Annotated in this window: 25 protein-coding genes; 12 read left to right on the top strand and 13 right to left on the bottom strand. The window is 56.9% G+C overall.

Annotated features, from left to right (window positions below; all coding sequences use genetic code 11):
• Nucleotides 1–5: 5 nt before the first annotated feature.
• The 4 genes from OKX01_RS03380 to OKX01_RS03365 all read right to left on the bottom strand — a co-directional run bounded on the left by OKX01_RS03380 (nucleotide 6) and on the right by OKX01_RS03365 (nucleotide 5,089).
• A complete protein-coding gene (locus tag OKX01_RS03380) occupies nucleotides 6–473 on the bottom strand; it encodes a barstar family protein (protein WP_009455142.1) in 468 nt (155 codons plus the stop codon).
• Nucleotides 473–1,669: a patatin-like phospholipase family protein gene (locus OKX01_RS03375; protein WP_264672444.1), complete on the bottom strand. Its 1,197-nt coding sequence runs from the start codon at nucleotides 1,667–1,669 to the stop codon at nucleotides 473–475. Before OKX01_RS03375 ends, OKX01_RS03380 begins: the two co-directional genes overlap by 1 nt.
• An 8-nt stretch (nucleotides 1,670–1,677) precedes the next feature.
• Nucleotides 1,678–3,972 (bottom strand): NADP-dependent malic enzyme, encoded by a 2,295-nt coding sequence (locus OKX01_RS03370; RefSeq protein ID WP_252606043.1) that lies wholly within the window; start codon nucleotides 3,970–3,972, stop codon nucleotides 1,678–1,680.
• A gap of 217 nt (nucleotides 3,973–4,189) precedes the next feature.
• Nucleotides 4,190–5,089, bottom strand: a complete 900-nt coding sequence (locus OKX01_RS03365) for a hypothetical protein (protein WP_125277055.1) — start codon at nucleotides 5,087–5,089, stop codon at nucleotides 4,190–4,192.
• A gap of 142 nt (nucleotides 5,090–5,231) precedes the next feature.
• Here OKX01_RS03365 and OKX01_RS03360 point away from each other — a divergent pair, with 142 nt between their 5' ends.
• Nucleotides 5,232–6,392 (top strand): pyridoxal phosphate-dependent aminotransferase, encoded by a 1,161-nt coding sequence (locus OKX01_RS03360; protein WP_094195702.1) that lies wholly within the window; start codon nucleotides 5,232–5,234, stop codon nucleotides 6,390–6,392.
• 94 nt (nucleotides 6,393–6,486) lie between these two features.
• Here the strand turns inward: OKX01_RS03360 and OKX01_RS03355 are convergent, their stop codons facing one another.
• Nucleotides 6,487–7,326, bottom strand: coding sequence for a lytic transglycosylase domain-containing protein (locus OKX01_RS03355; protein ID WP_094195701.1), 840 nt, complete (start codon nucleotides 7,324–7,326; stop codon nucleotides 6,487–6,489).
• A 96-nt stretch (nucleotides 7,327–7,422) separates the two neighbouring features.
• Here OKX01_RS03355 and OKX01_RS03350 point away from each other — a divergent pair, with 96 nt between their 5' ends.
• Nucleotides 7,423–8,967 carry a UbiD family decarboxylase gene (locus OKX01_RS03350; RefSeq protein ID WP_264672443.1) on the top strand — a complete coding sequence of 515 codons (1,545 nt, stop codon included), beginning with the start codon at nucleotides 7,423–7,425 and terminating at the stop codon, nucleotides 8,965–8,967.
• A 180-nt stretch (nucleotides 8,968–9,147) separates the two neighbouring features.
• Here OKX01_RS03350 and OKX01_RS03345 read toward each other — a convergent pair whose 3' ends face one another.
• The 6 genes from OKX01_RS03345 to dacB all read right to left on the bottom strand — a co-directional run bounded on the left by OKX01_RS03345 (nucleotide 9,148) and on the right by dacB (nucleotide 13,533).
• On the bottom strand, nucleotides 9,148–9,537 hold the full coding sequence (locus tag OKX01_RS03345; RefSeq protein WP_121738138.1) for a hypothetical protein: 390 nt from the start codon (nucleotides 9,535–9,537) through the stop codon (nucleotides 9,148–9,150).
• Nucleotides 9,534–9,923, bottom strand: coding sequence for a phage holin family protein (locus tag OKX01_RS03340; protein ID WP_094195691.1), 390 nt, complete (start codon nucleotides 9,921–9,923; stop codon nucleotides 9,534–9,536). The genes OKX01_RS03345 and OKX01_RS03340 overlap by 4 nt, the downstream gene beginning before the upstream one ends.
• A 158-nt stretch (nucleotides 9,924–10,081) precedes the next feature.
• Nucleotides 10,082–10,399, bottom strand: coding sequence for a DUF883 family protein (locus OKX01_RS03335; protein ID WP_094195690.1), 318 nt, complete (start codon nucleotides 10,397–10,399; stop codon nucleotides 10,082–10,084).
• 145 nt (nucleotides 10,400–10,544) lie between these two features.
• On the bottom strand, nucleotides 10,545–11,261 hold the full coding sequence (locus tag OKX01_RS03330; RefSeq protein WP_108728758.1) for a hypothetical protein: 717 nt from the start codon (nucleotides 11,259–11,261) through the stop codon (nucleotides 10,545–10,547).
• 102 nt (nucleotides 11,262–11,363) lie between these two features.
• Nucleotides 11,364–12,014, bottom strand: a complete 651-nt coding sequence (upp, locus tag OKX01_RS03325; RefSeq protein ID WP_042483245.1) for a uracil phosphoribosyltransferase — start codon at nucleotides 12,012–12,014, stop codon at nucleotides 11,364–11,366.
• Between the two features lie 70 nt (nucleotides 12,015–12,084).
• Nucleotides 12,085–13,533: a D-alanyl-D-alanine carboxypeptidase/D-alanyl-D-alanine-endopeptidase gene (gene dacB, locus OKX01_RS03320; RefSeq protein WP_094195688.1), complete on the bottom strand. Its 1,449-nt coding sequence runs from the start codon at nucleotides 13,531–13,533 to the stop codon at nucleotides 12,085–12,087.
• Between the two features lie 158 nt (nucleotides 13,534–13,691).
• Between dacB and queA the strand changes: the two genes are divergently transcribed.
• The 5 genes from queA to secF all read left to right on the top strand — a co-directional run bounded on the left by queA (nucleotide 13,692) and on the right by secF (nucleotide 19,246).
• Entirely contained in the window at nucleotides 13,692–14,756 is a 1,065-nt protein-coding gene (queA, locus tag OKX01_RS03315) for a tRNA preQ1(34) S-adenosylmethionine ribosyltransferase-isomerase QueA (RefSeq protein ID WP_230019034.1), read from the top strand.
• Complete coding sequence (tgt, locus tag OKX01_RS03310; protein WP_094195686.1) at nucleotides 14,753–15,889, top strand: tRNA guanosine(34) transglycosylase Tgt; 1,137 nt, start codon at nucleotides 14,753–14,755, stop codon at nucleotides 15,887–15,889. The genes queA and tgt overlap by 4 nt, the downstream gene beginning before the upstream one ends.
• A gap of 89 nt (nucleotides 15,890–15,978) precedes the next feature.
• Nucleotides 15,979–16,323 (top strand): preprotein translocase subunit YajC, encoded by a 345-nt coding sequence (gene yajC, locus OKX01_RS03305; RefSeq protein WP_003803689.1) that lies wholly within the window; start codon nucleotides 15,979–15,981, stop codon nucleotides 16,321–16,323.
• A gap of 60 nt (nucleotides 16,324–16,383) precedes the next feature.
• Nucleotides 16,384–18,255 carry a protein translocase subunit SecD gene (secD, locus tag OKX01_RS03300; protein WP_094195685.1) on the top strand — a complete coding sequence of 624 codons (1,872 nt, stop codon included), beginning with the start codon at nucleotides 16,384–16,386 and terminating at the stop codon, nucleotides 18,253–18,255.
• Between the two features lie 52 nt (nucleotides 18,256–18,307).
• Nucleotides 18,308–19,246: a protein translocase subunit SecF gene (gene secF / locus OKX01_RS03295; protein WP_108728069.1), complete on the top strand. Its 939-nt coding sequence runs from the start codon at nucleotides 18,308–18,310 to the stop codon at nucleotides 19,244–19,246.
• Between the two features lie 589 nt (nucleotides 19,247–19,835).
• On the opposite strand, the gene map is transcribed toward secF, so the two are convergent.
• Both map and OKX01_RS03285 read right to left on the bottom strand, forming a co-directional pair.
• A complete protein-coding gene (gene map / locus OKX01_RS03290; RefSeq protein WP_264672442.1) occupies nucleotides 19,836–20,603 on the bottom strand; it encodes a type I methionyl aminopeptidase in 768 nt (255 codons plus the stop codon).
• Nucleotides 20,600–20,821 carry a ParD-like family protein gene (locus OKX01_RS03285; RefSeq protein WP_094195682.1) on the bottom strand — a complete coding sequence of 74 codons (222 nt, stop codon included), beginning with the start codon at nucleotides 20,819–20,821 and terminating at the stop codon, nucleotides 20,600–20,602. Before OKX01_RS03285 ends, map begins: the two co-directional genes overlap by 4 nt.
• Nucleotides 20,822–21,084: 263 nt before the next feature.
• Here OKX01_RS03285 and miaB point away from each other — a divergent pair, with 263 nt between their 5' ends.
• The 5 genes from miaB to lnt all read left to right on the top strand — a co-directional run bounded on the left by miaB (nucleotide 21,085) and on the right by lnt (nucleotide 26,591).
• A complete protein-coding gene (miaB, locus tag OKX01_RS03280; protein WP_094195681.1) occupies nucleotides 21,085–22,485 on the top strand; it encodes a tRNA (N6-isopentenyl adenosine(37)-C2)-methylthiotransferase MiaB in 1,401 nt (466 codons plus the stop codon).
• Nucleotides 22,486–22,488: 3 nt separating this feature from the next.
• Complete coding sequence (locus OKX01_RS03275; protein ID WP_094195680.1) at nucleotides 22,489–23,484, top strand: PhoH family protein; 996 nt, start codon at nucleotides 22,489–22,491, stop codon at nucleotides 23,482–23,484.
• The gene (gene ybeY / locus OKX01_RS03270; protein ID WP_264672441.1) at nucleotides 23,477–23,953 is read left to right on the top strand and encodes an rRNA maturation RNase YbeY; all 477 of its coding nucleotides are present in this window, start codon (nucleotides 23,477–23,479) and stop codon (nucleotides 23,951–23,953) included. Before OKX01_RS03275 ends, ybeY begins: the two co-directional genes overlap by 8 nt.
• Before the next feature lie 147 nt (nucleotides 23,954–24,100).
• The gene (locus tag OKX01_RS03265) at nucleotides 24,101–24,982 is read left to right on the top strand and encodes an HlyC/CorC family transporter (protein WP_094195678.1); all 882 of its coding nucleotides are present in this window, start codon (nucleotides 24,101–24,103) and stop codon (nucleotides 24,980–24,982) included.
• Entirely contained in the window at nucleotides 24,969–26,591 is a 1,623-nt protein-coding gene (gene lnt / locus OKX01_RS03260; RefSeq protein WP_125277062.1) for an apolipoprotein N-acyltransferase, read from the top strand. The genes OKX01_RS03265 and lnt overlap by 14 nt, the downstream gene beginning before the upstream one ends.
• Nucleotides 26,592–26,639 lie beyond the last annotated feature (48 nt).

The following is a 26,639-nucleotide window of genomic DNA, read 5'->3' as shown; positions in this document are numbered from 1 at the left end:
ATAACTTATTCCTCGTCCTGGCTGGAGTAGGAAGCAGGCGTCTCGCCCGGTTCGGGGTCAGGGTGCTTGCCAGCGTGTAGAACGACACAAACAAAACGGCGCTCGTTGTTCGAGGCCCAGGCATGTACATCTTCACACACGCCCAAAATAGCCTGAGCGTCTTTTTCCAATGCGGGATCACCACTGTGCAGATTGTCCAGCCACAGGGCCAGGCCTGCTTTCTGGTCCAGCACGGTGTCACACAGGCAATCGTAGAGCGCATCCAGATTGCCACCAAAAAACTCAGGGTAATCGACAGCCTTGGCGACTGCTCGCAGCACAGCGGAACGATTGCGCGCACGATCGCAACTTACTTCCAGGGCGGTAAGCCCCTGGTCCTGTGCCTGCTCCAGAAAATCAGCAGCCGTCAGGCCCGTTGCGTCGAGCACGCCGCCTTGTTGCAAAGCCTCTTGCAAAGTCAGGGATTGGCTCATCAGGACGCTTCCTTAAAAAACGCTAATACTTCTTCACGACGACTCATGGTATCGGTCTTTCCTAATTCGATCAGCTCTTGGGTATAGCCGGACTCGAATAACAAATATGAGATTAATGCACCGCCTGTGGTCGGACCGGACTTTGAAGATACACCAAGTACTCGAAATAGGGTACGTGCAGCAGTTGGCATCTGATGAATATGCCGAGTGGCAATTTCATCCAGCGAGCGGCTGGGAGTGATGGCAAACGTGCTGACAGGACGCAGCGATTGGCTTTGTAATACATTTGCAGGCATATAGGCAAGCAATGTATTGATGCGGTCCATACGCTCAATATCCGTTGACACACTATCGAGGAATATGTTGGATAAGGCATAGCCACTGATCTGCGCCAAAGAGGGATAGGGCGGATCCTTGCACTCTTGCTCATGGTAGGTGTTGTCCGCGTATCCCGTCCCTACAATCAGGACCTTACGCGCCCCCAGATGAATCGCCGGGCTGATAGGGGCCAACTGACGCATCGTCCCGTCCCCACACCACTGGGTTTGCTTGCCTACCCGCAAGGACTGGGCCGGAAACATGAAGGGAATCGCACTGGAAGCCATCAGGTGATCCACCCCGATCACACCTGGGATGGCTCGGCGCAGATTACGCGTCCAAGGGCGAATACGCTCGTCACATTGATAAAAAGTCAGGTGCTCACCCGTGGTGTAGGCAGCCGCCGTAATCGCCAACGCCCCCAGGTGCTGTTGAGCCAGATTGCGCTGCAAACGGTCAAAGTCCAGATTGTCTTCCAGCAAATCGCGCAGCGGCGAATTGTCCAGCATGGAGTGCGGCACATGGTCACGCAGACGCGGGGCCAGCCAGCCCAAAGCCAGCGTGGCCACCCAGTGCGCACTGGTGGCCAGCAACTGCAACGGGTCGGCATGAAAAATATCGTTAGTGTGCAACGACCCCCACAGCTGTTGTATATGATCGACAGCCTCGTGCGGCTTGTCAGCGCGACACGCTAATCCGGCAGCATTGATGGAACCGGCCGACGAGCCACAAATAATATCGAAAGGGTTACGAAACTGAGGGTTGCGGTCCGGGTCCAGCAGTTCCAGCAAACCAGCCAACACCCCGGCCTGATACGCGCCGCGCGCCCCGCCCCCATTCAAGATCAATGCCACGGAAGCGGGAGAGCGCTGGATCATGACAGGTATCAGCCTTCAGTAGCAACGTTGGCATCGACCACCGTGACCGCCGTCATATTGACGATACGGCGCACCGAGGAGGTGGACGTCATGATGTGAACCGGGGCCCGTGCCCCCAACAGGAAGGGACCGATCGCCACGTTGCCACCGGCCGCCGTCTTGAGCAGGTTGTAGGCAATATTGCCCGCTTCCACGTTGGGGCAGACCAGCAAGTTCGCCTCGCCAGTCAGGGCCGAGGTGGGCAGGATTTGATGGCGGGCCTTTTCATCCAGCGCGCAATCGCCGTGCATTTCCCCGTCCACCTCCAAACTGGGATCGAGTTTGCGCACGCGCTCCAGCGCACCACGCATGGTGACCGCCGCGGGCGAATCATTGGTCCCGAAGTTCGAGCTGGACAGCAACGCCACCTTGGGTTCGATATTGAACTGGCGCATCTTGCGAGCCGCCGCCAAGGTGATCTCGGCCACCTGATCCGAATCGGGATCGTGGTTGATATGCGTATCGGTCAGGGCCACGCTGCGCTCACTGAGCAGCAAAATATTCATGGCGGCATAGGTTTTGACGCCGGGGGCTTTGCCAATTACCTGATCCACCAACTCCAAATGGTTTTCGTAACGCCCCACCGTGCCGCAAATCATGCCATCGGCATCGCCCAGGTGCAGCATCATGGCGCCGATCAAAGTCGGACGACGACGCATTTCAACACGTGCCATCTCTTTGCTGATGCCACGACGCGACATGATTTCCCAATAGCTGGTCCAGTAACGGTGAAAACGATCATCCTGCTCGGGGTTGGTCACTTCCACATCAATGCCTAGACGCAGGCGCAGGCCGTAGCGCTCAATACGTTGCTGCAGGACAGCGGGACGGCCCACCAGAATGGGGCTAGCCAGCCCTTCGTCCACAATAATCTGTACGGCACGCAACACGCGCTCGTCCTCGCCTTCGCTGAACACCACACGCGACTTGGCGCCGTCTTGCACCAGGCCACGGGCCAGCGAGTAAATCGGCTTCATGAACGAGCCGGACTTGTAGACGAACTGACGCAACTGATAGATGTAGCTGTTCAGATCCGCAATCGGACGGGTCGCCACGCCCTCTTCCATGGCCGCTTTGGCAACCGCAGGAGCGATACGCACAATCAGGCGCGAATCAAAAGGGCGGGGAATAAAGAAGGACGGACCGAAAGACACTTCTTCCAGACCATAAGCGGCAGCAACGCCTTCATCCTGCTCTTCACGTGCCAACTGACAAATGGCCAGCACAGCGGCTTTTTCCATGCCGCGCGTAATCGTGGTGGCGCCCACGTCCAGTGCGCCACGGAAGATATAAGGGAAGCACAGCACATTATTGACCTGGTTCGGATAATCCGAACGGCCAGTTGCCATAACCACATCATCACGCACGGCGTGAGCATCTTCAGGCAAGATCTCGGGGTTCGGATTGGCCAAGGCCAGGATCAAGGGCCGGGGAGCCATTTTCTTCAGCATCTCGGGCTTGAGCACGCCACCGGCGGACAAGCCCAGAAACACATCGGCCCCATCAATCACGTCACTCAAAGTACGAGCGTCGGTCTGTTTGGCAAAGCGGGCCAGCTCGGGCACCGGATTACCAGGACGGCCTTCGTACAACACGCCATCTATATCCGTCACCCAGATATTTTCCAGTGGCAGCCCCATATCAATCATCAGGTCCAAACAAGCCAGCGCGGCAGCACCTGCACCCGAGGTCACTACTTTGACCTGCTTAAGGTCTTTTTCCACCACGCTCAGGCCATTCAGAAAGGCGGCTGTCACGCAAATTGCGGTGCCATGCTGGTCGTCGTGAAAAACAGGAATGCTCATGCGCTGGCGAAGCTTGCGCTCTACCTCGAAACACTCGGGCGCTTTGATGTCTTCCAGATTGATGCCGCCAAAGGTCGGCTCCAGGCCTGCAATAATATCGACCAGCTTGTCGGGGTCGGTTTCATTGATCTCGATATCAAACACATCCAGACCGGCAAAGCTCTTGAACAGCACGGCCTTGCCTTCCATAACCGGTTTGGCAGCCAGAGGGCCAATATTGCCCAGGCCCAGCACCGCAGTGCCATTGGAAATCACTCCAACCAGATTACCCCGACCGGTATAGCGAAAGGCATTTTGCGGGTCGTTGACGATTTCCTCGCAAGCAGCCGCAACCCCGGGCGAATACGCCAGCGCCAGATCCCGCTGGTTAGAGAGTTGCTTGGTCGGCGTGACCGATAACTTTCCGGGCCTGCCCTGCTCATGATATTCCAGAGCTGCTTTCCGAAAATTGGCGTCCATGCTGTATACCTACCCAAAAATCCATTTAAAACGGACCGGGATCGCCAGAAAGCGGCCATTGCCTGTCAGCGTAAATTCAAACAAGCGCGTGGCTTGATACGCTAAATGCTGTTCTTGTCTCCGAAACCCCGATCGCCTTGCCTGGCCCTCAAGGCCAACGCAAGGACTATTCTAGCCCTTGAGTTACAAGCTGGGTCAAGCGCAGGCCAGGACAAACTTACAGCGTCTGGCCTGGGTAAGAAAACCGGTCAGTAGGATCAAACAACGCCTTGATACGGCTATCCACATCCTGAGCCTGCCAGGATTGCTCCTGATTCGGCCAGGACCAGTCTTGCGGGTCCGAGCCGCTTAACACAGCCTCATCCAGCACCAGCCATTCCACCCAGGCCAAATCACCGCCGTGGCCTAGCATTAAATGAGCCAGATTGATGCCCTCGCCTTCAACCGGTTCCAGCGCGTCCAGCCTATAGCGGCAAGGCCATTGCTCTTGTCGCAGGGCCTGGGTGTCCGACTCGCCCATCAACTGGAACAAGGCAGGAATCAATTGCTGCATGCGCAGGCTATCAAGGGGATTGCGATTGTCCTGTCCAAAAGGGCCCAGGGCCGCTTGCGTGTTGTCCGCCAGAATGACTGAACAATGCAACACACCTGACAAGGCCGTGCGACCACTGGGCCAATCATGCTGACGCCGGTCGGCCAACCAGGCAGCGACGGTCATGCCTGCCGGGGCATTGGCCAGACCTTGAAAACCTTTGGCTTCCATCTCGCCCAGCAGACAGCCGGGCTGAACAAACCAGCGATTGGAGTTCGGTTCCAGACGGTCACAGCGGGCCATCTGTCGGCCTGGGGCCAGGACTATCATGGGGTCATCGGTTTCACTGGCCTGCGGCACGCCTTCCAGACACACCGTCACGCCGTACTCGGCCGCCAGCGTCAACACCATATGCACGTCCGCACTGGAAGCGGGCTCCAGACGAGCCTGCTCGTGATGCGCTTCAGTGCCAAGTTCGGACCACTGGCCCTGCACTCGGGCTTTCAGGCGGGAACAAAATGTCTGCCAAGCCGTCTGGGGAGGACGACGCCCCATCAAAAATGCACGCCGCGACGAAGAAACCATAGACTTTTCCTGCAACAAACCTAAACTTGAGTCTCACTGGCCCGCCGGTTTGCACCCCTACTGGGCACACGCACACGCCACAGCCACCTGACGCCCTTTTGAGCAAGGTCCTACAATACACTTTTTACCCGAGATTTGCCGCATGTCCCGCCTCGCCCGTCGTACCGAACACGTTCTTCCCTTTCACGCTGTTGAACTCTTCAAACAGGCCAATGCCTTAAAGGCCACTGGCCGCGACATCATCAGCCTGGGCATAGGCGAGCCGGACTTTACCGCCCCGCAAGCCGTGGTCGATGCACTGCATCAGGCCAGCAATCAAGGTTTAGGCCAATACACCGCCCCTGCCGGTCTGACCGCTCTACGTGAACGCATCGCCCTGTATTACGAGCAGCAGTTCCAGGCCCGTGTCGACCCCTCGCGTATTGTGGTCACGGCGGGCGCATCGGGTGCCCTGTCTCTGGCTACGCTGGCCCTGATCAATCCCGGCGACGAAGTCCTGATGCCCGACCCGTCCTACCCAGCCAACCAGAACTTCATCATGGCCGCTGGCGGCACCGCCCGCCTGATTCCCGCATCGGCAGACGAACGCTTTCAGCTAAGCGCCCAGCATATTCGTGAACACTGGGGTCCCAAGACCCGTGGCGTTCTGATTGCTTCGCCCAACAATCCCACTGGCGCGACGATTTCCCGCCCTGCCCTGCAAGAACTGATCAAGGAAGTGCGCGCCCGTGACGGCTTCATCATCATGGACGAGATTTATCTGGGTCTGTTTTATGAAGAAGCACCACTGAGCGCCCTGACCTTGGATCAGGACATTATTGTGATCAATAGCTTTTCCAAGTATTTCCACATGACGGGCTGGCGTCTGGGCTGGTTGATTCTGCCCACCTGGATGACCGAAGCCTGCGAGCGCATGGCCGCCAGTCTGGCAATCTGCGCCCCCTCCCTGGCCCAACATGCCGCCCTGGCCTGCTTCGAGCCGGAAACCATGGCCATTTATGAAGAGCGTCGTCTGGCCTTTAAACAGCGCCGTGATTACCTGCTGCCCGAGCTGGAGCGTCTGGGTCTGCGCGTGCCCGTACGCCCGGATGGCGCTTTCTATATTTATACGGATATTCGCGAATACAGCCAGGACAGCGATGCCTTCTCGCAGCAACTGCTGCACGAGGCGGGTGTGGCGGCGGTGCCGGGCCGGGACTTTGGTACGGCCCATGCGCCTTATACCTTGCGTCTGTCCTACGCAACCGGCATGGATCGCCTGCAAGAAGCGATCAGCCGTCTGGGGCAGTTTCTGGGCCGCTAAGCCCAGCCTCTTTTCCGTCTGTCGGGCGATCAAGCCCGATTCCATAAAAGTATTTCGGGCCGCAAGGCCCGATTTCTTTTTCTATCCAGACTGCTTAGCGTGCCCGAATCGGAATACCCGAGGCCAAGGCAATACGACGGCGTTCAGCCAGTACCTTCGCGCCATAACCACCATCGCTAGGACCGGTGGCTCCCACATAACAGGCCAACCCCCCCTCCAAAGACCCACGGCGACGGATGCAGTCCGACAGAATCTGCCCGCCCACCCGAATATTCGCTTCCGGGCTAAGCACGGCCAGCGTGCCTTCCATATAGATATCAAACTTCTCTTTATGGACTTTGGTCATCACCTGCATCAGGCCCTGCGCACCCACATGGCTTTCTGCATAGGGGTTGTAGCGCGACTCAATGGCAATCACCGCCAGAATCAGTTGCGGGTCCAGGTTCTTTTCCTTGCCCACAATAAAAGCGGTGTGAATCAAAGCACCCGCCACCGAATAGGCAATCTTGTACTTGCGCGCCAGGTAACTGCGCAAAGCCTGCTGCTGAGCCGCCGTGACGCCGGCAATGGGCTGCCCGGTGACCGACGCACGCAGATTCTTCATGAAGCCCTGATAGGTAGAGACCGCTTGCTGCTGCTCCGCCTGACTCAAGTCTTCGCCTCCTTCCGACAGGTTGGGCTGAGTTTTATCCGCAGGCCAGACTGCCTGGCTGTACGCATCGTATTTCAGCGCCTCGGGGCGCAGGGTTTGCACGAGACCGGTGTAAAGCTGGTTAAACTGAGCGCGCATCGATGGCACAACCACACAAGCTGCGATCGTGACCAGTACGGCAATGCCCAGGTACATGGCACATACGTGCACAAACTCGCCGATGCGATACGTCAGGGTGCGGGCCGAGCGACTAAGTACATAGTCCATATCTTGGAAGCCCATGGGATCATCCTTAGTATTGCTAACTGCCCGATGTTAACCTTAGAACCTGTTCAAGGTCTTAACCAAAAATATCTGCAAGCGGAGCCCCGTTCTTCTGTGAAATACCGTGACTTGAGAGACTTTATTGCCCAGTTGGAAGCCAAGGGCGATCTGAAGCGGATTACGCAGCCAATTTCCACCTCGCTGGAAATGACTGAAATCAGTGACCGGGTACTGCGTGCCGGTGGTCCGGCGCTTTTGTTTGAGAACGCCCAGCATCAAGGCGCTAAAGCTGCCATGCCGGTCTTGGCCAATTTGTTCGGTACGCCGCAACGCGTCGCCTGGGGTATGGGCGCGCAGGATGTGTCGGCATTACGCGACACTGGCGAACTGCTGGCCAATCTGAAAGAGCCGCAAGCGCCCACCGGAATGCGCGATGCGCTGTCCAAAGTGTCCATGCTCAAGTCCGCCCTGTGGGATATGAGCCCCAAGAACGTTCGCTCTCCCGCTTGTCAGGAAGTGGTGCTGGAAGGCAAGGATGTGGACCTGAACCAGATCCCCTTGCAACTATGCTGGCCCGGCGACGTGGCCCCCTTGCTGACCTGGGGCTTGGTGATTACCAAAGGCCCCCATGCCAAACGCCAGAACCTGGGCATTTATCGCCAGCAACTGATTGGCCGCAACAAGCTGATCATGCGCTGGTTGTCCCACCGAGGCGGGGCGCTGGATTTCCGCGATCACGCCCTGACCAACCCCGGCAAACCCTTCCCGATTGCTGTGGCTCTGGGCACTGACCCTGCAACTATTCTGGGTGCAGTCACCCCCGTGCCCGATAGCCTGTCCGAATACCAATTTGCCGGTTTGCTACGCGGCTCGCGCACCGAAGTGGCCAAAGCCTTGGGGAGCGACCTATCCGTGCCCGCCTGGGCCGAGATTGTGCTGGAAGGCCATATTCTGCCCAGCGATCACCCGGAAGCTCTGGCCCCCGACGTGCCCGAAGGCATGAAACCGCCCGCAGACAGCAGCTATGAAATGGCACTGGAAGGCCCTTACGGCGACCACACCGGCTACTACAACGAGCAGGACTGGTTCCCGGTCTTTACCGTTGAACGCATCACCATGCGCCGTAACCCGATTTACCACAGCACCTACACTGGCAAACCACCCGATGAACCTGCCGTTCTGGGAGTGGCACTGAACGAAGTCTTTGTGCCCCTCCTGCGCAAGCAATTGCCTGAAATTGTGGATTTCTACCTGCCACCCGAAGGCTGCAGCTATCGCCTGGCCGTCGTGTCGATTCGCAAGCAATACGCAGGTCATGCCAAGCGCGTGATGTTTGGCGTCTGGAGCATCTTGCGCCAGTTCATGTACACCAAGTTCATCGTCGTGGTGGACGAGGATGTGAACACGCGTGACTGGAAAGAAGTGATCTGGGCCATGACTACCCGTATGGACCCGGTGCGCGACACCGTGCTGGTGGAGAACACACCTATCGACTATCTGGACTTTGCCTCGCCGGTATCGGGACTAGGCGGCAAGATGGGCATGGATGCCACCAACAAGTGGCCCGGAGAAACCCAGCGCGAATGGGGTACGCCTATCAAGATGGATGAGGCCACCAAGAAAAAAGTGGACGATATGTGGGGATCGCTGGGGCTGTAAACCAGAACGCACCTTCATCCGGCGCATTCAACAACAAACAAAGACCATCACCGCAAGGGTGCATGGTCTTTGTTTTATTCAGCTCATCAAAGCGAGCCATCCCACACGGCATCCAAGACAAGCGCTAGGCAAGAAGTAAAAAAAACCGGCCTAGGCCTGTTTTTGAAAATACAAGCAGGCTTACTCGTTCACATCGGTTTTGCGCCGTACCGGAACCAGAACATTGCGTGCTTGCTCGCGTGCCGACTTGGAAGCATCAAACAATTTCCAGGCTCCCAGAGCCAAGGCTCCGATACGCAGCCAGCGCCCGCCAAAGCTACTGAGCACCGCCGAGGCACCAGATAACAGAAACGGATAACGGCGTGACAAGGACAATGCACTGGCCACCACACCGCCCATGCTCAAACCCGACGGCTTGACGCTGTTCCACAAGTTGCCGGGGCTTAAATCTTCCCCCAGGGAATGGATCTGGGACGACATGGCCTGCCGCTCCAAGGAGGCGCGGACTCGCAACAGTTCAATACGCACCGCCCGCTCCTGGGCGGACATGCTCTCTTGCTTCGTGCTCATTTCCCGTCTCCCTCGGAATCCCTCAAGCGCTCAATAAACGCGACATCGCGACGCAGCTCGGACAAGGTCGCTGAAAAAGGAATTGGACCTGTCGTCAGACGACGACGTACGGCCAGGAAAAGCCCCACTCCCAAACCGGCATACAAAACGACCAGTCCCCCCAAGGCCCAGTAACGATACTCCGTAGGCCAGAAGTACAAGGCCAGCAACAAGCTGAACACCAGCACCGCCAGAGTGGAGAACAGCAGTGCGCCAAACACCATAGTGAAAATAGTGATCAGGCTCGCCTTTTGCTGGCCGGCCTCCAGAGCAAACAGCTCCAGCCGAGTACTGACAGCTCCTATCAAGGTAGAACCAAGCTGACTGATAGTTTGCCTAAGCGCCATGATTTATCCCTGCTCTGCAACATCTTGTCCTTACCTGCAAGGACAAGAGCCTGGTTTCTAAAAGGCTGCCGATCTGGACGGCAAAGTCCAGATCGGCAGGGTCGCTTTTTATGCTGCTGCAGCCCTACGAAAGGCCCGCAGCGCAGAGCACAGACAGATTAACGACGACTGATCAGCATGCCGAACATCAGGCCCACAATACCGGCCACGCCAATAGCTTGCCAGGGCTTGTCGTGGACATAATTGTCGGTTGCTTTGGCTGCACGCAGGCTGTGATCAACCACCGCTTCCTGGGCATCGTGCAAGGAATCCCGGGTCAGACGCAATGAGCGCAAGGCTTTTTCCCGCAATTCACCGGCTTTGTCGCCCGTGGCTTCGGCTGCTTCACGCATCAGTTGTTCTGCTTCATCCAAGCTCGCTTTCACTTCCTCGATGAATTTGTCTCCGCTGTTTTCCAGACTTTTCTTGGTAGCCATAAATAACTCCTTGCCGTTGAAAGGGACACGCGACAAATACGTATCGCCAAGTGAATGGCGCCATAGCAGCGCCGCACAAAATTCTTTAACCCGCACTTTTCAGGATAAAGATACTCGGTGAACCTGTGAGATATTCATCACAAGCTTACTTCAGTTGGGTTACCTCTACCGTAGACGGTACACCGTTCTGAATACTTTCTTGCTTCATGACCATCTGCACCTCCGGACAATACCAATCGGTAACCTGTGAATTGATTCCCGGAATAGGCAGGCTGATGCCACTGAAACTGGCCTGGGTAGGCTCAATCTCGCGTTGATAGCGAATAGGCCAGCACTGGTAATTGCCCAATGCAGTCTGTATGGATTGTTGGGAGCCGACCGTCTTGGCACCAGTATGAATGCGCAGAACATTGGCCTGGCTACGCTTGTCCAGATTGATCTGATAACTCTGACGGGGGAAAGTCTGTCCGTCTTGCAGACCACCATGTTCGTAAGAGAACAGCCCCAGCAAACGCAGGTCAAACGAGCCTGGAACGGCTTGCAGACCACCCCGGCCGTCATCACGTTGGAAACGGGTGCGACCATCGCGCACGGTCATGACATAGTCAATATTAGGCTTGCTGGCAGGCAAACCCGCCAAGGCCACGCTGGCCTTGCCCTGTACGCGAGCCTGGCACTGATCGCCGCCCTGCTTTTTCACATCAGAAAACGCCAGATCAGCGCCCAAGGCCAGAAAACCCGAGCCAGTCAGCTGCACCTGCCCGCCGTCACGCATAAAGGGGACGTCACACAAGCCGGCCTGGGCCGAACCCAGGCCCAAGGTAAGCAACAGAGGAGCAGCCATCCAAGCATTCAGTTTCATATGCATTCTGGATTCAGTGAAACGTAGACTTAACGCTTTATTATGCCTATCCCCCCTGCCATGCTGGCAAGGGATTGTAAAAAAGCACAACAAGTTCCGGAATTACACCTCGCCGTCCTGAACCTTCTGACGCGTACCAAAAATACGGTCGCCCGCATCGCCCAGGCCCGGCACGATATAACCGTGTTCGTCCAAATGCTGATCAATGGACGCAGTATAGATATGCACGTCAGGATGGTGTTTTTCAAGAGTGGCGATGCCTTCAGGGGCCGCCACCAGCACCAGGGCACGAATATTCTTGCAACCCGCTTTTTTCAGCAGATCGATCGTGGCAACCATGGAGCCGCCGGTGGCCAACATGGGGTCGATAATCAGGGCCAGGCGCTGGTCCAGCTCACCGACCAACCGTTCCAGATAGGTCTGGGCCTCAAAGGTTTCTTCATTTCGGGCGATACCGATCACGCTGACCTTGGCGCCGGGAATCAAGCTCAACACCCCGTCCAACATGCCAATACCGGCGCGCAAGATGGGAACAACCGTCACTTTCTTACCAGCCAGCTTTTCCACTTCCACATTGCCACACCAGCCTTCAATGGTGGTGGGTTCCAAGGGCAAATCCTTGCAAGCCTCGTAGGTCAGCAAAGAAGCAATTTCCTGGGACATTTCGCGGAAATTTTTTGTGCTCAGATCTGCCTTGCGCATCAAACCCAGTTTATGGCGGATCAAAGGGTGGCGTATTTCGTGTATGGGCATGATTGCTTCATCAAATTAGGGACTAACTAAAAACGGGGCTGCTGCACAGCAGCCCGCACTATCGTGATCGTTAACGCACTGCCAACCACTTCACCACCGAGTCAAAAAAGGGCCGGGCAGCGGCAGAACGTTCGTCATTGACCATCATGACAACAATATACCGCTTTCCGCTGGCTCCCAGCACGTAACCGGCCAGCGCACGACTATCGCGCAGTGTGCCGGTTTTCAGGTGAGCACGGCCCTGAACCTCGTCATCGCGCAAGCGCGAACGCACCGTGCCATCCACACCGGAAATCGCGAAGGAGGAAATGTACTCGGGCATCCAGTTCGAGCGCCAGGCAACCTTCAGCATGTCGGCCATCCCGCCCGCCGTAACGCGTCCATTACGCGACAGACCGGAGCCATTGTCTACCGTCCAGCCAGCCGTGTTGACACCCTGACGGCCTAATACTCCCATGACTGCCCGTTCACCACTGGCGACGGTCGCACCCGGACCGCTCATCTCAGCGCCCACGGTCAGCAAAATGGTCCGAGCCATCACGTTATTGCTTTGCTTATTAACAAGGCGAATCAAATCAGACAATGACCGCGAATCATGCCAGGTAATCGCCTGGGCACGGGCAGGCACGCGGCCTGTCTTGATATCGCGGGCCAAGGTGCCGCCCAGATCGCGCCACAGGCTACGAAACAGTTTGTCGAAAAATTCGGTTTGGGAATGCACCAGTCGGTACACGCTGAACTCACCGCAAGAAGCAGCGGCCTTGCCACTGACACGCACCACCATGCCACCGGCTTCAGGCTGAATCTGGGTTCCAACTACAGGTGAACCAGGGCAGGTGGCCGTCGACCACTCGACTTCACCCTGAACGCGCACACCCGGCAGGGGCGGGTCAATAATCGCAATCCATTTGCGCGCCTGGGTATCGGGTTGGAACACCAGGCGGGACGCCCCCAGCCCTACCATCATGGCGTCCGGGCTGGCGTTATAGGGACGGTCACCCGCATTATCGAAGTCGCCCGGATTAATGGTGACGTTACCGAAGATGGAACGATCCACAATAACGTCGGTCAGATTCTTCACCCCACGCAAGCGGAGCTCGCGCAACATGTCCCACAACTGCGGCACGGTCAAAAACGGATCGCCCCCGGCCTTGATATACAAAGGCCCTTTCAGCGTGCCTTGCTCGTCCACTTGCAGGCCATCCTGGGCCATCAAGGTCGTGCGCCACGTGTATTCTGGCCCCAGAGCGGACAGACCAGCCCAAGTGCTGACCAGTTTCATCACCGAGGCAGGGTTACGCGGCTCTTGGGCGTTGACGCCAATCAGACGCGGGCCATCAGCCTCGTCCACCACGATGGACAGGGACGATTGTGGCAAACGGCTGGCATTCCAGACCGAAGCCAGCTCGGGCGGCAAGGCCTGGGCCAGGGCTAGCGATGCGCCTTGCACCATGAGCAAGGTGGCCAAAGCCACATGCTTGCAACGACTCAAAACAGGCTTTGCCTTTAAAACGCCCATGCCCTCGTCTCCAACAGATCAATTCAGGAAAGATCCAAGCATACCGAAAGAAAAACACCACGGATATGGCCGTTTCAGCAATCTGGCGGCAAAGCGTTAAAATAGTCGGTTACCCCACCAGGCCCGGTCTTTTGGCCCACGGCCCTTTACGACAAACCATGAGCATCGACCCCTCTTTAACTATCGCCCAGTTCGACTACGAGCTTCCCCCTGATCTGATCGCTCAAAGCCCGCCGGCCCAGCGCCAGGGCAGCCGTTTGCTGCATCTGGACAGTGCCAGCCAATTGCATGACCGCCAATTCACCGACCTGCCCAGCCTGCTGCGCAAGGGTGACCTGCTGGTCTTTAACGACACGCGCGTCATCAAGGCCCGCCTGCACGGCCAAAAAAGCAGCGGCGGCAAGGTGGAAGTGCTGATCGAGCGCGTGACCGGCCCTGATACGGCCCTGGCCCATGTCCGCGCCAGCAAATCCCCCAAACCCGGCACCTTGCTGGAACTGGCCGAAGGCCGCGTACTGGCCGACTGCACCGGACGGGAAGACGCCTTGTTTGCCCTGCGCTTTCACGAGCCTGTGCTGGACATGCTGGAGCAGTACGGCGCAACACCTCTGCCGCCCTACATTACCCACGCGGCCGATGAACAGGATGACTCGCGCTACCAGACTGTCTACGCCCGTCACCCCGGTGCCGTAGCCGCCCCCACAGCGGGCCTGCACTTTACCGACGACATGCTGGCCACCTTGCGCGAGCAAGGCGTGGACCAGGCCTTTGTGACCTTGCACGTGGGTGCAGGCACGTTCCAGCCTGTGCGCGTGGACAATATCAGCGAGCACGTCATGCACGCCGAACGCTACCACGTCCCCGCCGCCACCCTGACCAAGATTGAAGCCACCCGCGCTGCTGGTGGCCGCGTCATTGCCGTGGGCACCACCAGCGTGCGTTCGCTGGAATCTGCCGCCAGTAAAGAGCCCGGCATGAACCAGCGCTGCGCCGATGGCAGCATTGAAGGCGACACGCGTCTCTTTATTACCCCCGGCTTCCAGTACCAGTGGGTAGATGCACTGATCACCAACTTTCATTTGCCCCAGTCCACCTTGCTGATGCTGGTATCGGCTCTGGCGGGGATCGAACCCATACAACGTGCCTACCAGCACGCCGTCCAATCCCGGTATCGCTTCTTTAGTTACGGCGATGCTATGTTCATTGAGCCCCCTACCCCATGAGTGGACTGAAGTTTGACCTTTTAAGCACCGATGGCGGCGCTCGCCGTGGCCAGATCACCCTGAACCACGGTGTGGTGCAGACCCCTATCTTCATGCCGGTAGGCACGTATGGCAGCGTCAAGGCCATGATGCCGCACGAGTTGAACGAGATTGGCTCGCAGATCATTTTGGGTAACACCTTTCACCTGTGGCTGCGTCCAGGCACGGAAGTCATGGACAAGTACCAGGGCCTGCATAACTTCATGCAGTGGGACAAGCCCATCCTGACGGATTCGGGCGGTTTTCAGGTGTTCAGCCTGAAAGGCATGCGTAAAATTACCGAGGAAGGGGTGAAGTTTGCCTCCCCCATCACCGGCGAGCGCCTGTTTCTGACACCTGAAGTGTCCATGCAAATCCAGTACTCCTTGAACTCCGACATTTCCATGGTGTTCGACGAGTGCACTCCCTACCTGATTGATGATCGCCCCGCTACGCATGATGAAGCGGCCAAATCCATGCGTATGTCTCTGCGCTGGGCGCGTCGTTCGCGCGAGGAATTCAAGCGTCTGACCAACCCCAATGCCCTGTTTGGTATTGTGCAAGGCGGCATGTACGAAGATTTGCGCGACGAATCCCTGGCGGGTCTGACCGACATCGGCTTTGAAGGCTACGCCATTGGTGGCCTGTCCGTAGGCGAGCCCAAAGAAGACATGATGCGCATTCTGGCGCACACCACACCCAAACTGCCCACCAACGCCCCCCGCTATCTCATGGGGGTCGGTACGCCAGAAGATCTGGTGGAAGGGGTCAGTCAAGGTGTGGACATGTTTGACTGCGTGATGCCCACCCGCAACGCCCGCAATGGCTGGCTTTTTACGCGCTACGGCGACATCAAAATTCGCAATGCCCGCTACCGTGACGACACACGCCCGCTGGACCCAAGCTGCACTTGCCATACGTGTCAGCATTTCTCACGGGGCTACTTGCATCATTTGCAGCGTTCCAATGAAATTACCGGCTCGCGTTTGAATACCTTGCACAACCTGCATTTCTATCTGCAGATCATGCAAGAGATGCGTGATGCCATTGAGCAAAAGCGTTTTGCGGCCTGGCGCGAGCAATTCCACCAGGATCGAGCACGCGGCATTGAATGACACGCGGTTTGTGATACCGCAATAAAGTGCCGCTACAATACACCGTTAGTTTTTGACAACCCACACAAAAAAATCCTCAGGAGCCCCACATGTCCGCTGTTGACATTCTGACTCTCATCCCCGCCCAGGCAGCTGCCGGCGGCGAAAATGCCTTGATGGGCATGCTGCCCATCATCTTGATGTTCGTTGTGCTGTACTTCTTGATGATTCGCCCTCAAATGAAGCGTCAGAAAGAGCACCGCAATCTGGTGTCCAACCTGGCCAAAGGCGACGAAGTCATCACCTCCGGCGGTTTGCTGGGCAAAGTCAGCAAAGTTCACGACAACTACCTGACCGTTGAAGTGGCCAACCTGACCGACAAGCCTGTTGAAGTTCTGGTCCAACGCGTGGCCGTTACGACTGTTCTGCCTAAAGGCACCATCAAGTCGCTGTAATGCCTCCGACCCCGGACCTCGGTCCGGGGTTGCCATTTCTGCACCCGTCGTAGATATCCCATGAATCGTTATCCCCTCTGGAAATATGTCATCGTCTTGGTCGCGCTGGCGATCGGCCTGATCTATACCTTGCCCAATCTGTTTGGTGAGTCTCCTGCTGTCCAGGTTTCCAGCGCCAAATCCACGGTCCGGCTTGAAACCAGCCTGATCAGCCATGTTGAAGAGCTGCTCAAGCAAAACAATATTCCTACGACGGGCTCGTATTTTGAGCAAAACGGACCCAACGCCACCGCGCGTTTCCGTTTTGAGTCCACCGATGTTCAGCTCAAAGCCAAAGATCTGATCGAGCGCGAGCTGAACAAGGACTCTACAGCGACCGCTCCCGACTACACCGTCGCTTTGAACCTGGTGTCCGCGTCGCCTGCCTGGCTGACCGCATTGGGCGCGCATCCCATGCACCTGGGTCTGGACTTGCGCGGCGGCGTTCACTTTCTGCTGCAAGTCGATATGCAGGGCGCACTGCAAGCCCGCTACGACTCCATGGTGGCTGATGCCCGCAGCGTGCTGCGCGAAGCCAAAGTACCTGTCGGGACCATCGAGCGCGATGGCCAGTCCCTGCGTATGGACTTTGCCTCGGCTGAGAATCGCGACCGCGCCCAGTCCGAAATGCGCCGCGCCATGCCTGATCTGGAGTTCATTCCTGCCGGCGATAGCGGCTTGACCGCTCGTTTGACGGAAACCGCCACCATCCAGGTACAGACCAACGCGCTGACACAAAACATCACCACCTTGCACAACCGCATCAACGAGCTGGGCGTGGCCGAACCCGTTATTCAACAACAGGGTTCGGACCGCATCGTGGTTCAGTTGCCCGGGGTACAGGATGTAGCGAAAGCCAAAGAAATTCTGGGCCGTACCGCCACGCTGGAACTGCGCATGGTGGAAGACTCCCCCGCTGCCGTTGCCGCGTTGAACTCGGGCACCGTGCCCTTTGGCCTGGAGCGCTACACCGAACGTGGCGGTGCTCCTTTGCTGCTGCGCCGTCAGGTCATCCTGACCGGTGAGAACCTGCAGGACGCCCAGCCTGGCCGCGACTCGCAAACCCAGCAGCCCACCGTCAACCTGACGCTGGACAACAAAGGTTCACGTATCTTTCGCGACATTACCCGCAACAATATCAACAAGCGCATGGCTATTGTGCTGTTTGAAAACGGCGTGGGTGAAGTGGTGACAGCTCCGGTTATCCGCAGCGAAATTCCTAACGGCCAGGTACAGATCAGCGGCAGCATGAATGCTCAGGAAGCCGCCGATATTTCCCTGCTGTTGCGCGCCGGTTCGCTGGCCGCCCCCATGAGCATTATTGAAGAACGCACGATTGGCCCAAGCCTGGGTGCCGACAATATTCGCCAAGGCTTTAACGCCACGCTGTACGGCTTTATTGCGATTGCCATCTTCATCATGCTGTATTACCACTTGATTGGCCTGTTCTCCACCATTGGCCTGACCTTCAACGTGCTCTTGCTGCTGGCTGTGCTGTCCATGCTGCAAGCGACCTTGACCTTGCCCGGTATTGCAGCCATTGCCTTGACACTGGGTATGGCCATTGACGCCAACGTGCTGATCAACGAGCGTATCCGCGAAGAATTACGCAATGGCGCCTCACCGCAACAAGCCATTCACCAGGGTTTTGATCGTGCCTGGGCCACTATTTTCGACTCCAACCTGACCAGTCTGATTGTGGGCGTTGCTTTGCTGGCCTTTGGCTCGGGCCCCATCCGTGGTTTTGCGGTGGTACACGTGATCGGTATTCTGACCTCCATGTTCTCTTCGGTGGTTGGGGTCCGTGCCCTGGTCAATCTCTGGTATGGCAACCGTCGTCGCCTGCAAGGGATTTCTATCGGCCAGGTCTGGAAGCCACAGGACAAGAAGTAAAGCGCCGGGGCCGGTGCAAACCGGCCAGGCCCAACTACAGGCATAAAGCATCATGGAATTTTTTCGTATTCACCGCACTATCCCGTTCATGCGCCATGCTTTGGTGCTGAACCTGATCAGTTTTCTGACGTTTATCGCAGCGGTCGTTTTCATTATCTTGCGCGGCTTTCACCTGTCCATCGAATTTACCGGTGGTACGGTCATCGAAGTGCACTATCAGCAAACTGTACAGGTTGAGGATGTGCGCCGCTCGGTTCAGTCTTTGGGCTATACCGATTTTCAGGTGCAGAACTTTGGAACGTCGCAGGACATCATGATCCGCTTGCCCGTTCTGGACGGACAAGATTCGACCCAGCAAAGCGAACAAGTGCTCCAGGCCCTGAAGCAGCAACACTCAGATGTAGAGCTGCGCCGCGTGGAGTTCGTCGGCCCTCAGGTCGGGCAGGAGTTGTTAAATAACGGCTTGATGGCCCTGGCCTTTGTGGTTGCAGGCATCTTGCTGTACCTGGGTTTTCGCTTTGAGTGGAAGCTGGCTTTGGCATGTGCCCTTGCCAACTTGCACGACGTGGTCATCATTCTGGGCTTTTTCGCGTTCTTCCAATGGGAGTTCTCACTGTCAGTGCTGGCCGGTGTTCTGGCTGTCCTGGGTTACTCGGTGAACGAATCCGTTGTGGTGATGGACCGTATCCGTGAAAACTTCCGCAAGCAGCGCAAGATGTCGGTATCGGAGATTATTGACCTGTCCATTACCCAGAACATCTCGCGTACCATCATCACCCACGGTTCTACCCAGATGATGGTGCTGTCGATTTTCTTCTTCGGTGGCCCCACGCTGCACAACTTCTCGCTGGCGCTGACCATCGGTATCTGGTTTGGTATTTACTCCTCCGTGTTCGTGGCCGCCGCTATTTCCATGTGGCTGGGCGTGAAACGTGAGGACCTGGTCAAGCCAATCAAGAAAGACGAAGGCGGCGAGGTTGTAGAAGGTTAAGTTGCTTCTTTAGTCGTTGTTCAAGACTAGCCCGACATTGTTGTGATGTCGGGCTTTTTTGTTTCTGGAACTGCTAGATTGCGGGTAATAGGGTGGCAGGCGTTTGTTTTATTGAGGGCCGGAGCAGGTCGGCTTGGCGGGTTATTCGCCCGTGCTGCGCACGGGTCCCCTTGTCAGAGGCCAGATGCGGGCGGGTCGTGAACTCGGAGCGCGGTTTGTCCCCCGGACAAACCGCAAGCGTGCTCCTCAAACAGCACGCCCCTTGCACCCCGCATCCAGCCTCCGCCCACGGCGAACAACCTGACTCGCCCGCCGACCTGCTCCGGCCCTCAATAAAACAAAAAAGGGTTTACTGCTGCCACCCTATATTCGGAATACTTCGGCACGATGGCTATACAACAAGCGATATTGCGATGGCAATATGGCGGAACTTCACTACTGTAGCGATCACGACAATGTCTACAGAGAAGCTCATTTCCATCAGGCTGATAGAACTTGCCGCAGTCATTTTCAGATCACAAGCAGCAAGGATCGGATAAGGCACGACAAGCCGACGGTGTGGGGAACGAAATGGTCGCAGACGACTTAATTAATGCGGGATGGTTTCATCCGGCCGCAACGTCAATACGCGCACACCACTTTCCGTCACAGCCACCGTGTGTTCAAACTGCGCTGACAGCAAGCCATCGCACGTACGTACGGTCCAGCCATCTTTCCCGGTTTGCACCGCATGGCCGCCTTGATTCAGCATAGGTTCAATGGTGAACACCATGCCCTCTTTCAGTCTCAAGCCTGTCCGCGGTGTCCCCCAGTGCAGGACCTCGGGCGCTTCGTGCATTTCTCGCCCGATGCCATGCCCGCAGTAATCGCGCACAACGGAGTAGCCATTCTTGCGTGCGTACTGCGAAATGGCGAACCCTACGTCTCCTAGTGTTGCACCGGGGCGTACCGCCTGTATGCCCTTCCACATCGCCCTATAGCAGGCATCGACCAGTTTTTGCGCAGCAGGAGCAACCTGCCCCACCGTGTAGGTTTTGCTGGAATCCGCAATAAAGTCGTTCTTCTCCAGGGTGATATCGAAGTTCACGATGTCTCCCTCTTTGAGCACATCCGCCGTGGACGGCATACCGTGGCACACCACCCGATTAGGCGAGGCATTCAGAACATAGGCATAACCATACTGCCCTTTGCTGGCGGGCCGGGCTTGCAGATCTTCAACGATGTAGCTCTCGACCAGATCATTGATCTGCATGGTGTTCATGCCAATCAGGTTCAATTGATCCAGGTGCGTGAACACTTGAGCCAGCAAACGACCTGACTCGGCCATCAAGGCAATTTCATCCGCCGTCTTGATCATGCTGACTCCATCTGATCCAGAGGCACCGCAGGCTCACCCAAACCGGCCGCCTTCATTTCACGAGCAACAATGTCGTTAAAGCTCAAGGTCGGATTCAGTTCGCACAGCAGTCCCATACGTATCCAGAAAGCGGCCTGCGCATTGATGGAGCGACATGAAACGGTGCTCGCTTTGCGTAACTGATCGTGCAGCTCGTCATCAATATTCACGATACCCATTTCTCAATTCCTATATGATTTATATACGAATCATATATTTCACAAAAACAGGACGCAAGCAAAACCTGGCCGAGAATCCTTATCCAACTCGATGCCCTGGCAAGGCTGCTTCCAGTTATCACCAGCCAAAGGGCGGCTTGTCTGCAACAAGTCCCACCACAGGAATCCCTGCTTGCTTGTGGCTCAAGCGAAGCTGGGCGTTATAATGCTCGATTCATCATTTTCAATGGCCCGCGGGATATACACCCGTCACGGCTCCTTCTATGACCGACACCACAATCTCTCCCCCCGCCAGCGCGGACGCTGCCACCAAGCCTGCCCGCAAGCTCTTCATCCGCACCTTTGGCTGTCAGATGAACGAGTACGACTCCGAAAAAATGGCCGACATCCTGAATCAGGATCGCCCTGTGGAGTTAACCACCAACCCCGAAGAAGCAGACATCATCCTGTTCAATACCTGTTCGGTGCGCGAGAAAGCGCAAGAAAAGGTGTTCTCGGATCTGGGCCGGGTTCAGCATCTGAAAGCGCTCAACCCTGATCTAGTGATTGGTGTGGGTGGCTGTGTCGCCAGTCAGGAAGGCGACACGATTATTCGCCGTGCTCCCTACGTGGACGTGGTGTTCGGGCCACAGACCTTGCACCGCCTGCCCGAGCTGATCGTCAAGCGACGCAACAGTGGCCGCTCGCAAGTGGACATCAGCTTTCCGGAAATCGAAAAATTCGATGCCCTGCCCCCAGCACGTGTGGAGGGATACTCGGCCTTTGTGTCCATCATGGAAGGTTGCAGCAAATACTGCAGCTTCTGCGTGGTGCCCTATACTCGTGGCCCCGAAGTCTCCCGCCCCTTTGACGACGTCCTGATGGAAGTGGCCGATCTGGCCGACCAGGGTGTGCGTGAAGTCACGCTGCTGGGCCAGAATGTGAACGCCTACCGTGGCCCGACCGACGTCGCGGGCGAGATTGCCGACTTTGCCATGCTGCTGGAATACGTACACGAGATCCCCGGTATCGAGCGCATTCGTTACACCACCTCGCACCCCAAGGAAATGACTTCGCGCCTGATCGCCGCGCACGGTAACCTGCCCAAACTGGTGCCCTTCCTGCACTTGCCCGTACAGGCCGGCAGCGACCGTATTCTGGCTGCAATGAAACGCGGCTACACTTCGCTGGAGTTCAAATCCATCGTGCGCCGCCTGCGCGAAGCCCGCCCAGACATTGTCTTGTCCTCGGACTTTATCGTGGGCTTTCCCGGTGAGACTGAAGAAGACTTCCAGAAAACACTGAAGCTGATTCGCGATGTGAATTTCGACCAGTCTTTCTCTTTTGTATATTCCCGTCGCCCCGGTACGCCTGCCGCTGACCTGGAAGACACCACCACCAAAGAGGAAAAGCTGGACCGCCTGCATCGCTTGCAAGCGCAAATCAACGAGCAGGCACAGGCCATCAGCCAGGCCATGATTGGCAGCGTGCAACGCATTCTGGTCGAAGGCACCTCGCGCAAAGACGACTCGGAACTGAAAGGCCGTACCGAAAACAACCGCATCATCAACTTCCCCGGCGATACTCGCCTGATCGGACAAATTGTGGATGTGCATGTGACCCAAGTACTGACCAACACCCTGCGCGGAGAAATTGTGACCCATGACCGGGTTGCAGGAGCCTAATCGATGACTAGCCAACGCCGCCGCATGCCCACTGCCTTGCGTCTGGATGGAGACAATACCCATCTGGCCAATCTGTGTGGCCCTTTGGACGAAAACATCAAGCAAATTGCCATTGCCTACGAGGTCACCTTGCGTCGGCGTGGCAGCCATGTTTCGATTGAAGGCGAGCGCGCGGACGAAGCCGCCAAGGCCATTGACTGGTTCCATTCGCGTGCCGTACACCGTGCGCTGAATATCGACGATATTCAACTGGGCCTGGTCGAGCTGGGTGCCAGTCGCAGCCACGAAAAAGAGGACAAACCCGAGCCCCTGCCCGAGCTGCCCCCCGTAGGTCAGGAAGAAATTTCCCTGCGGACCGCCAAGCGCGACCTGCGTCCTCGCACACCCGGCCAACGCGAATACCTGCGCAATATTCTAAGCAACGACATCAACTTCGGCGTCGGTCCGGCCGGTACCGGAAAAACCTGGCTGGCAGTGGCCTGCGCCATTGATGCTCTGGAGCGCGAAGCCGTCCACCGTCTAGTGCTGACACGGCCCGCCGTAGAAGCCGGTGAGCGTCTGGGGTTTTTGCCCGGCGATCTGGCCCAAAAAGTAGACCCCTATCTGCGGCCACTGTACGACGCGCTCTACGACTTGATGGGCGTGGAAAAAGTACAGCGTCTGTTCGAGAAGCAAGTCATCGAGATCGCACCACTGGCCTATATGCGTGGCCGCACCCTGAACCACGCTTTTGTGATTCTGGACGAAGCCCAGAACACCACACCGGAACAAATGAAAATGTTCCTGACCCGCATCGGTTTTGGCAGCAAGGCCGTAATTACCGGCGACCCCACCCAGGTGGACTTGCCCAAAGGCCAGCGCAGTGGTTTGAATCACGCCGTCCAGGTACTGGAAAACGTGCAGGGTATTTCCTGCTCGCGTTTCAGCAGCCGCGATGTGGTGCGTCACCCCCTGGTGGCGCGAATTGTGGACGCCTACGAGCGAGCCGGTGATGCCTGATCTGTCCCTGAGCGTCCAGTACGCTGTTGATTGCCCCGAGCTAAGCCGCTCCCGTATCCGCCGCTGGATGCAGCGCACCATTGACATGGCCGTTGAACGCATCCACCCCGAGGATCGCTTCACCGCCCTGTCCGCCACCTTGCGCATTGTGGATACCGAAGAAGGCCAAAGCCTGAACCTCAGTTACCGGGAACGCGACTACGCCACCAATGTGCTGACTTTTGAATATGGTCAGGACGAAGAAGGTGTGGTCAGCGGCGATATCGTGCTTTGCCTGCCAGTGCTGGAACGTGAAGCCCAGGAACAGCAGAAACCGTTTCTGCACCACGCAGCCCACCTGGTCGTGCACGGCTGTCTGCACTCCCTGGGCTACGACCACCTTGAAGAGGATGAGGCCAAAGACATGGAAGCACTGGAAACTGCAATCCTGGCCAGTTTTCACATCCCCAATCCCTATGAAGAGCGCTAGACCATCTGGGTACAGCGACTCGCGGTCAGCCATCAAAAAACAGCCCCAACACTGACCGTCCTGTGCGCATTCCGAATGATGACAGGTACATACCTTGTCATCGTTTTTCGGTTATGCTTAATTATTCCTTAACTCGTCCTTCGGACAATGTCAGACTCTGCTCCCGACCCCGAGCCCCGTCCTTCAAAGACCAGCTCAAGCAATCCCATCTCTCGCTTAAGTGCTTTTTTCAATCGGCGTCACGAACCCGAAGACCGAGAAGACCTTAAGTCTGTCTTGGTTGCGGCCCACGCCCGCAACGTTATCGACGACGAATCGCTGTCCATGATTGCCGGCACGTTGGACATGGCCAACAAAACCGTGGCCGATATCATGGTGCCACGATCCAAGATCGATATGCTGGACATCGCCAAACCGTTGACCGAGATGCTGCCCATCATTATTGAGACGGGCCACAGTCGCTTTCCGATCTACGAGACAGAACGCGACAACATCATCGGTATTTTGCTGGCCAAGGACTTGCTGCTCTCGATTGCCAATCCCACGCTGGATTTGCGACCGCTGATCCGTCCTGCCGTATTTATCCCCGAGACCAAGCGCCTGAACGTCTTGCTGCACGAGTTCCGTGGCAGCCGCAACCATCTGGCCGTCGTGATTGACGAGCACGGCGGTACGGCAGGCCTGGTCACCATGGAAGACGTGCTGGAACAGATTGTGGGCGACATCGAAGATGAATACGATGAGGACGCCGAGCAGACTATCTTCCAGGCCGGCCCCGACAGTTGGCGTGTCATGGCACTGACTGAAATTCCCGATTTCAACGAAGCATTCCATACCAGGCTTCCTAACGACGACTTCGATACAGTCGGTGGTTGGCTGGCATCCGAATTAGGGCACATCCCTCGCCGGGGCGATGTGGCCCAACTCGATGGCATCAGCATCACCGTTGTACGCGCCGACGCCAAGCGAGCCTTATGGTTGCACGTTCAGCGAGCCACACCCGCCGAGCCCGATCTTGAACAAAGCTGATTCCAAACCCTTACCCCAGGCGCTAAGCGTCGCTTTATTGCTGGTCCTGGGGGGCTTGCACGCCCTGTCCTTCTCCATTGGCCCGCTGCCATCCTGGCTTCTGCCCTTCTACCAGATCACCTTGCTGGCTATCGCCTGCTCACAGATCATGGGCTCCAGGTCGGTGCGCCAAGCGTTTGGACGCAGCTACTTGTTTGGGCTTGGCCATTTTGGTGTAGGAATTTACTGGCTATACATCAGCATGCACCAATATGGTGGCATGCCTTCCTGGATGGCCGCTTTGGGTGTTCTATTGCTAGCCGCTGCCCTGGCCCTCTTTCCGGCCCTGGCTTCAGCGGTCTGGCAAAGATTGCGACCCAAGCACGATAGTGATTCCTGGTTACCACGATTGCTATTGTCCGCAGGCTGGGCAAGCTGTTGGGCACTCAGCGAATGGCTGCGCGGCAATTTACTCACTGGTTTTCCTTGGCTCAATATCGGCTACGCCCACGCGGAAGGGATGTTTACCGGCTGGGCACCCGTTGTGGGTGTATATGGTCTGGCCTGGTTGTCGGCTTTCAGTGCCGCTGTGATTGCACAATTTGCCGCGTCCAAAGACAAGAACCAAAGCCCGTCCAGCGCGATCGGCATTGGTATCGCCATGATTTTCGGCCTGATCGGCATCAGCCTGCCGCATATTGCCTGGGTCCAATCGCATGGCGCGCCCTTTATTGCCCGCCTGGTGCAAGGCAATGTCGACCAAAGCGCCAAGTTCGGCCCTGATATGAGCGAGGGCATAGAACGTTACTACGAGCTGGCGAACTTGCCCGCCAAATCCCCCGAAGACGCTCCGCGACTGATCGTTCTACCTGAAACCGTCATCCCTATCTTGCAAAACCGCTTAGAGAGCAGCTTCTGGCTGCGCTGGACGGAACTGGCACAGCGACATCAAGCCAATCTGGTGCTGGGCGTCCCCATGGACCGTGGCACCGTCAACGGCAAGCTCAGCTATACCAATAGCGCTTTGCTGATCAGTCCCGAAACTCAACCCCAAGACATCATCAACAGCACGGCCAGCTACTACGACAAACATCATCTGGTGCCTTTTGGTGAATTCATCCCCACCGGCTTTCAGTGGTTTGTGGACATGATGAACATCCCCCTGGGGGATTTCCATCGCGGCGCTTTACCTCAAGCCCCCTTCAAAATGGCAGAGGGCCGAGTGGCCCCCAACATCTGTTATGAAGACGTGTTTGGCGAAGAGATCATCCGGGCTGTCCAAGGCGGCCCTGATCAGGAAGGTGCCACTTTGCTGCTGAACATCAGCAATCTGGGTTGGTTCGGCGATTCCTGGGCTTTGAGCCAACATTTGCAAATCTCCCGCATGCGGGCTTTGGAAACTGGCCGCCCCATGCTACGTGCGACCAATACCGGCATGACAGCCGCCATTGATCCTTATGGCCGTATTCGCGCAGTCTTGCCACCGTTGACCCCAGGTGTGCTGGATGTGGAAGTACAAGGCACCACCGGCCTGACGCCCTATGTCAAGTACGGCAATTTGCCCTTTTTGATTTGGGCGGGTCTGATTCTGCTTGTTTTCGCCTGGCGGTCTCGCCGCCACCAACCTTAAGCGGCACACACGCCCTCGCAGGCGTTGCGACTTGCCACTGAGCATGAA

Origin of the sequence: Alcaligenes sp. SMD-FA, assembly GCF_025960365.1 — a bacterium.
Taxonomy (GTDB): Bacteria; Pseudomonadota; Gammaproteobacteria; order Burkholderiales; family Burkholderiaceae_B; genus Alcaligenes; species Alcaligenes aquatilis.
Note: the sequence above shows the minus strand (reverse complement) of the source record. Positions and strands in the feature narration are given on the sequence as shown.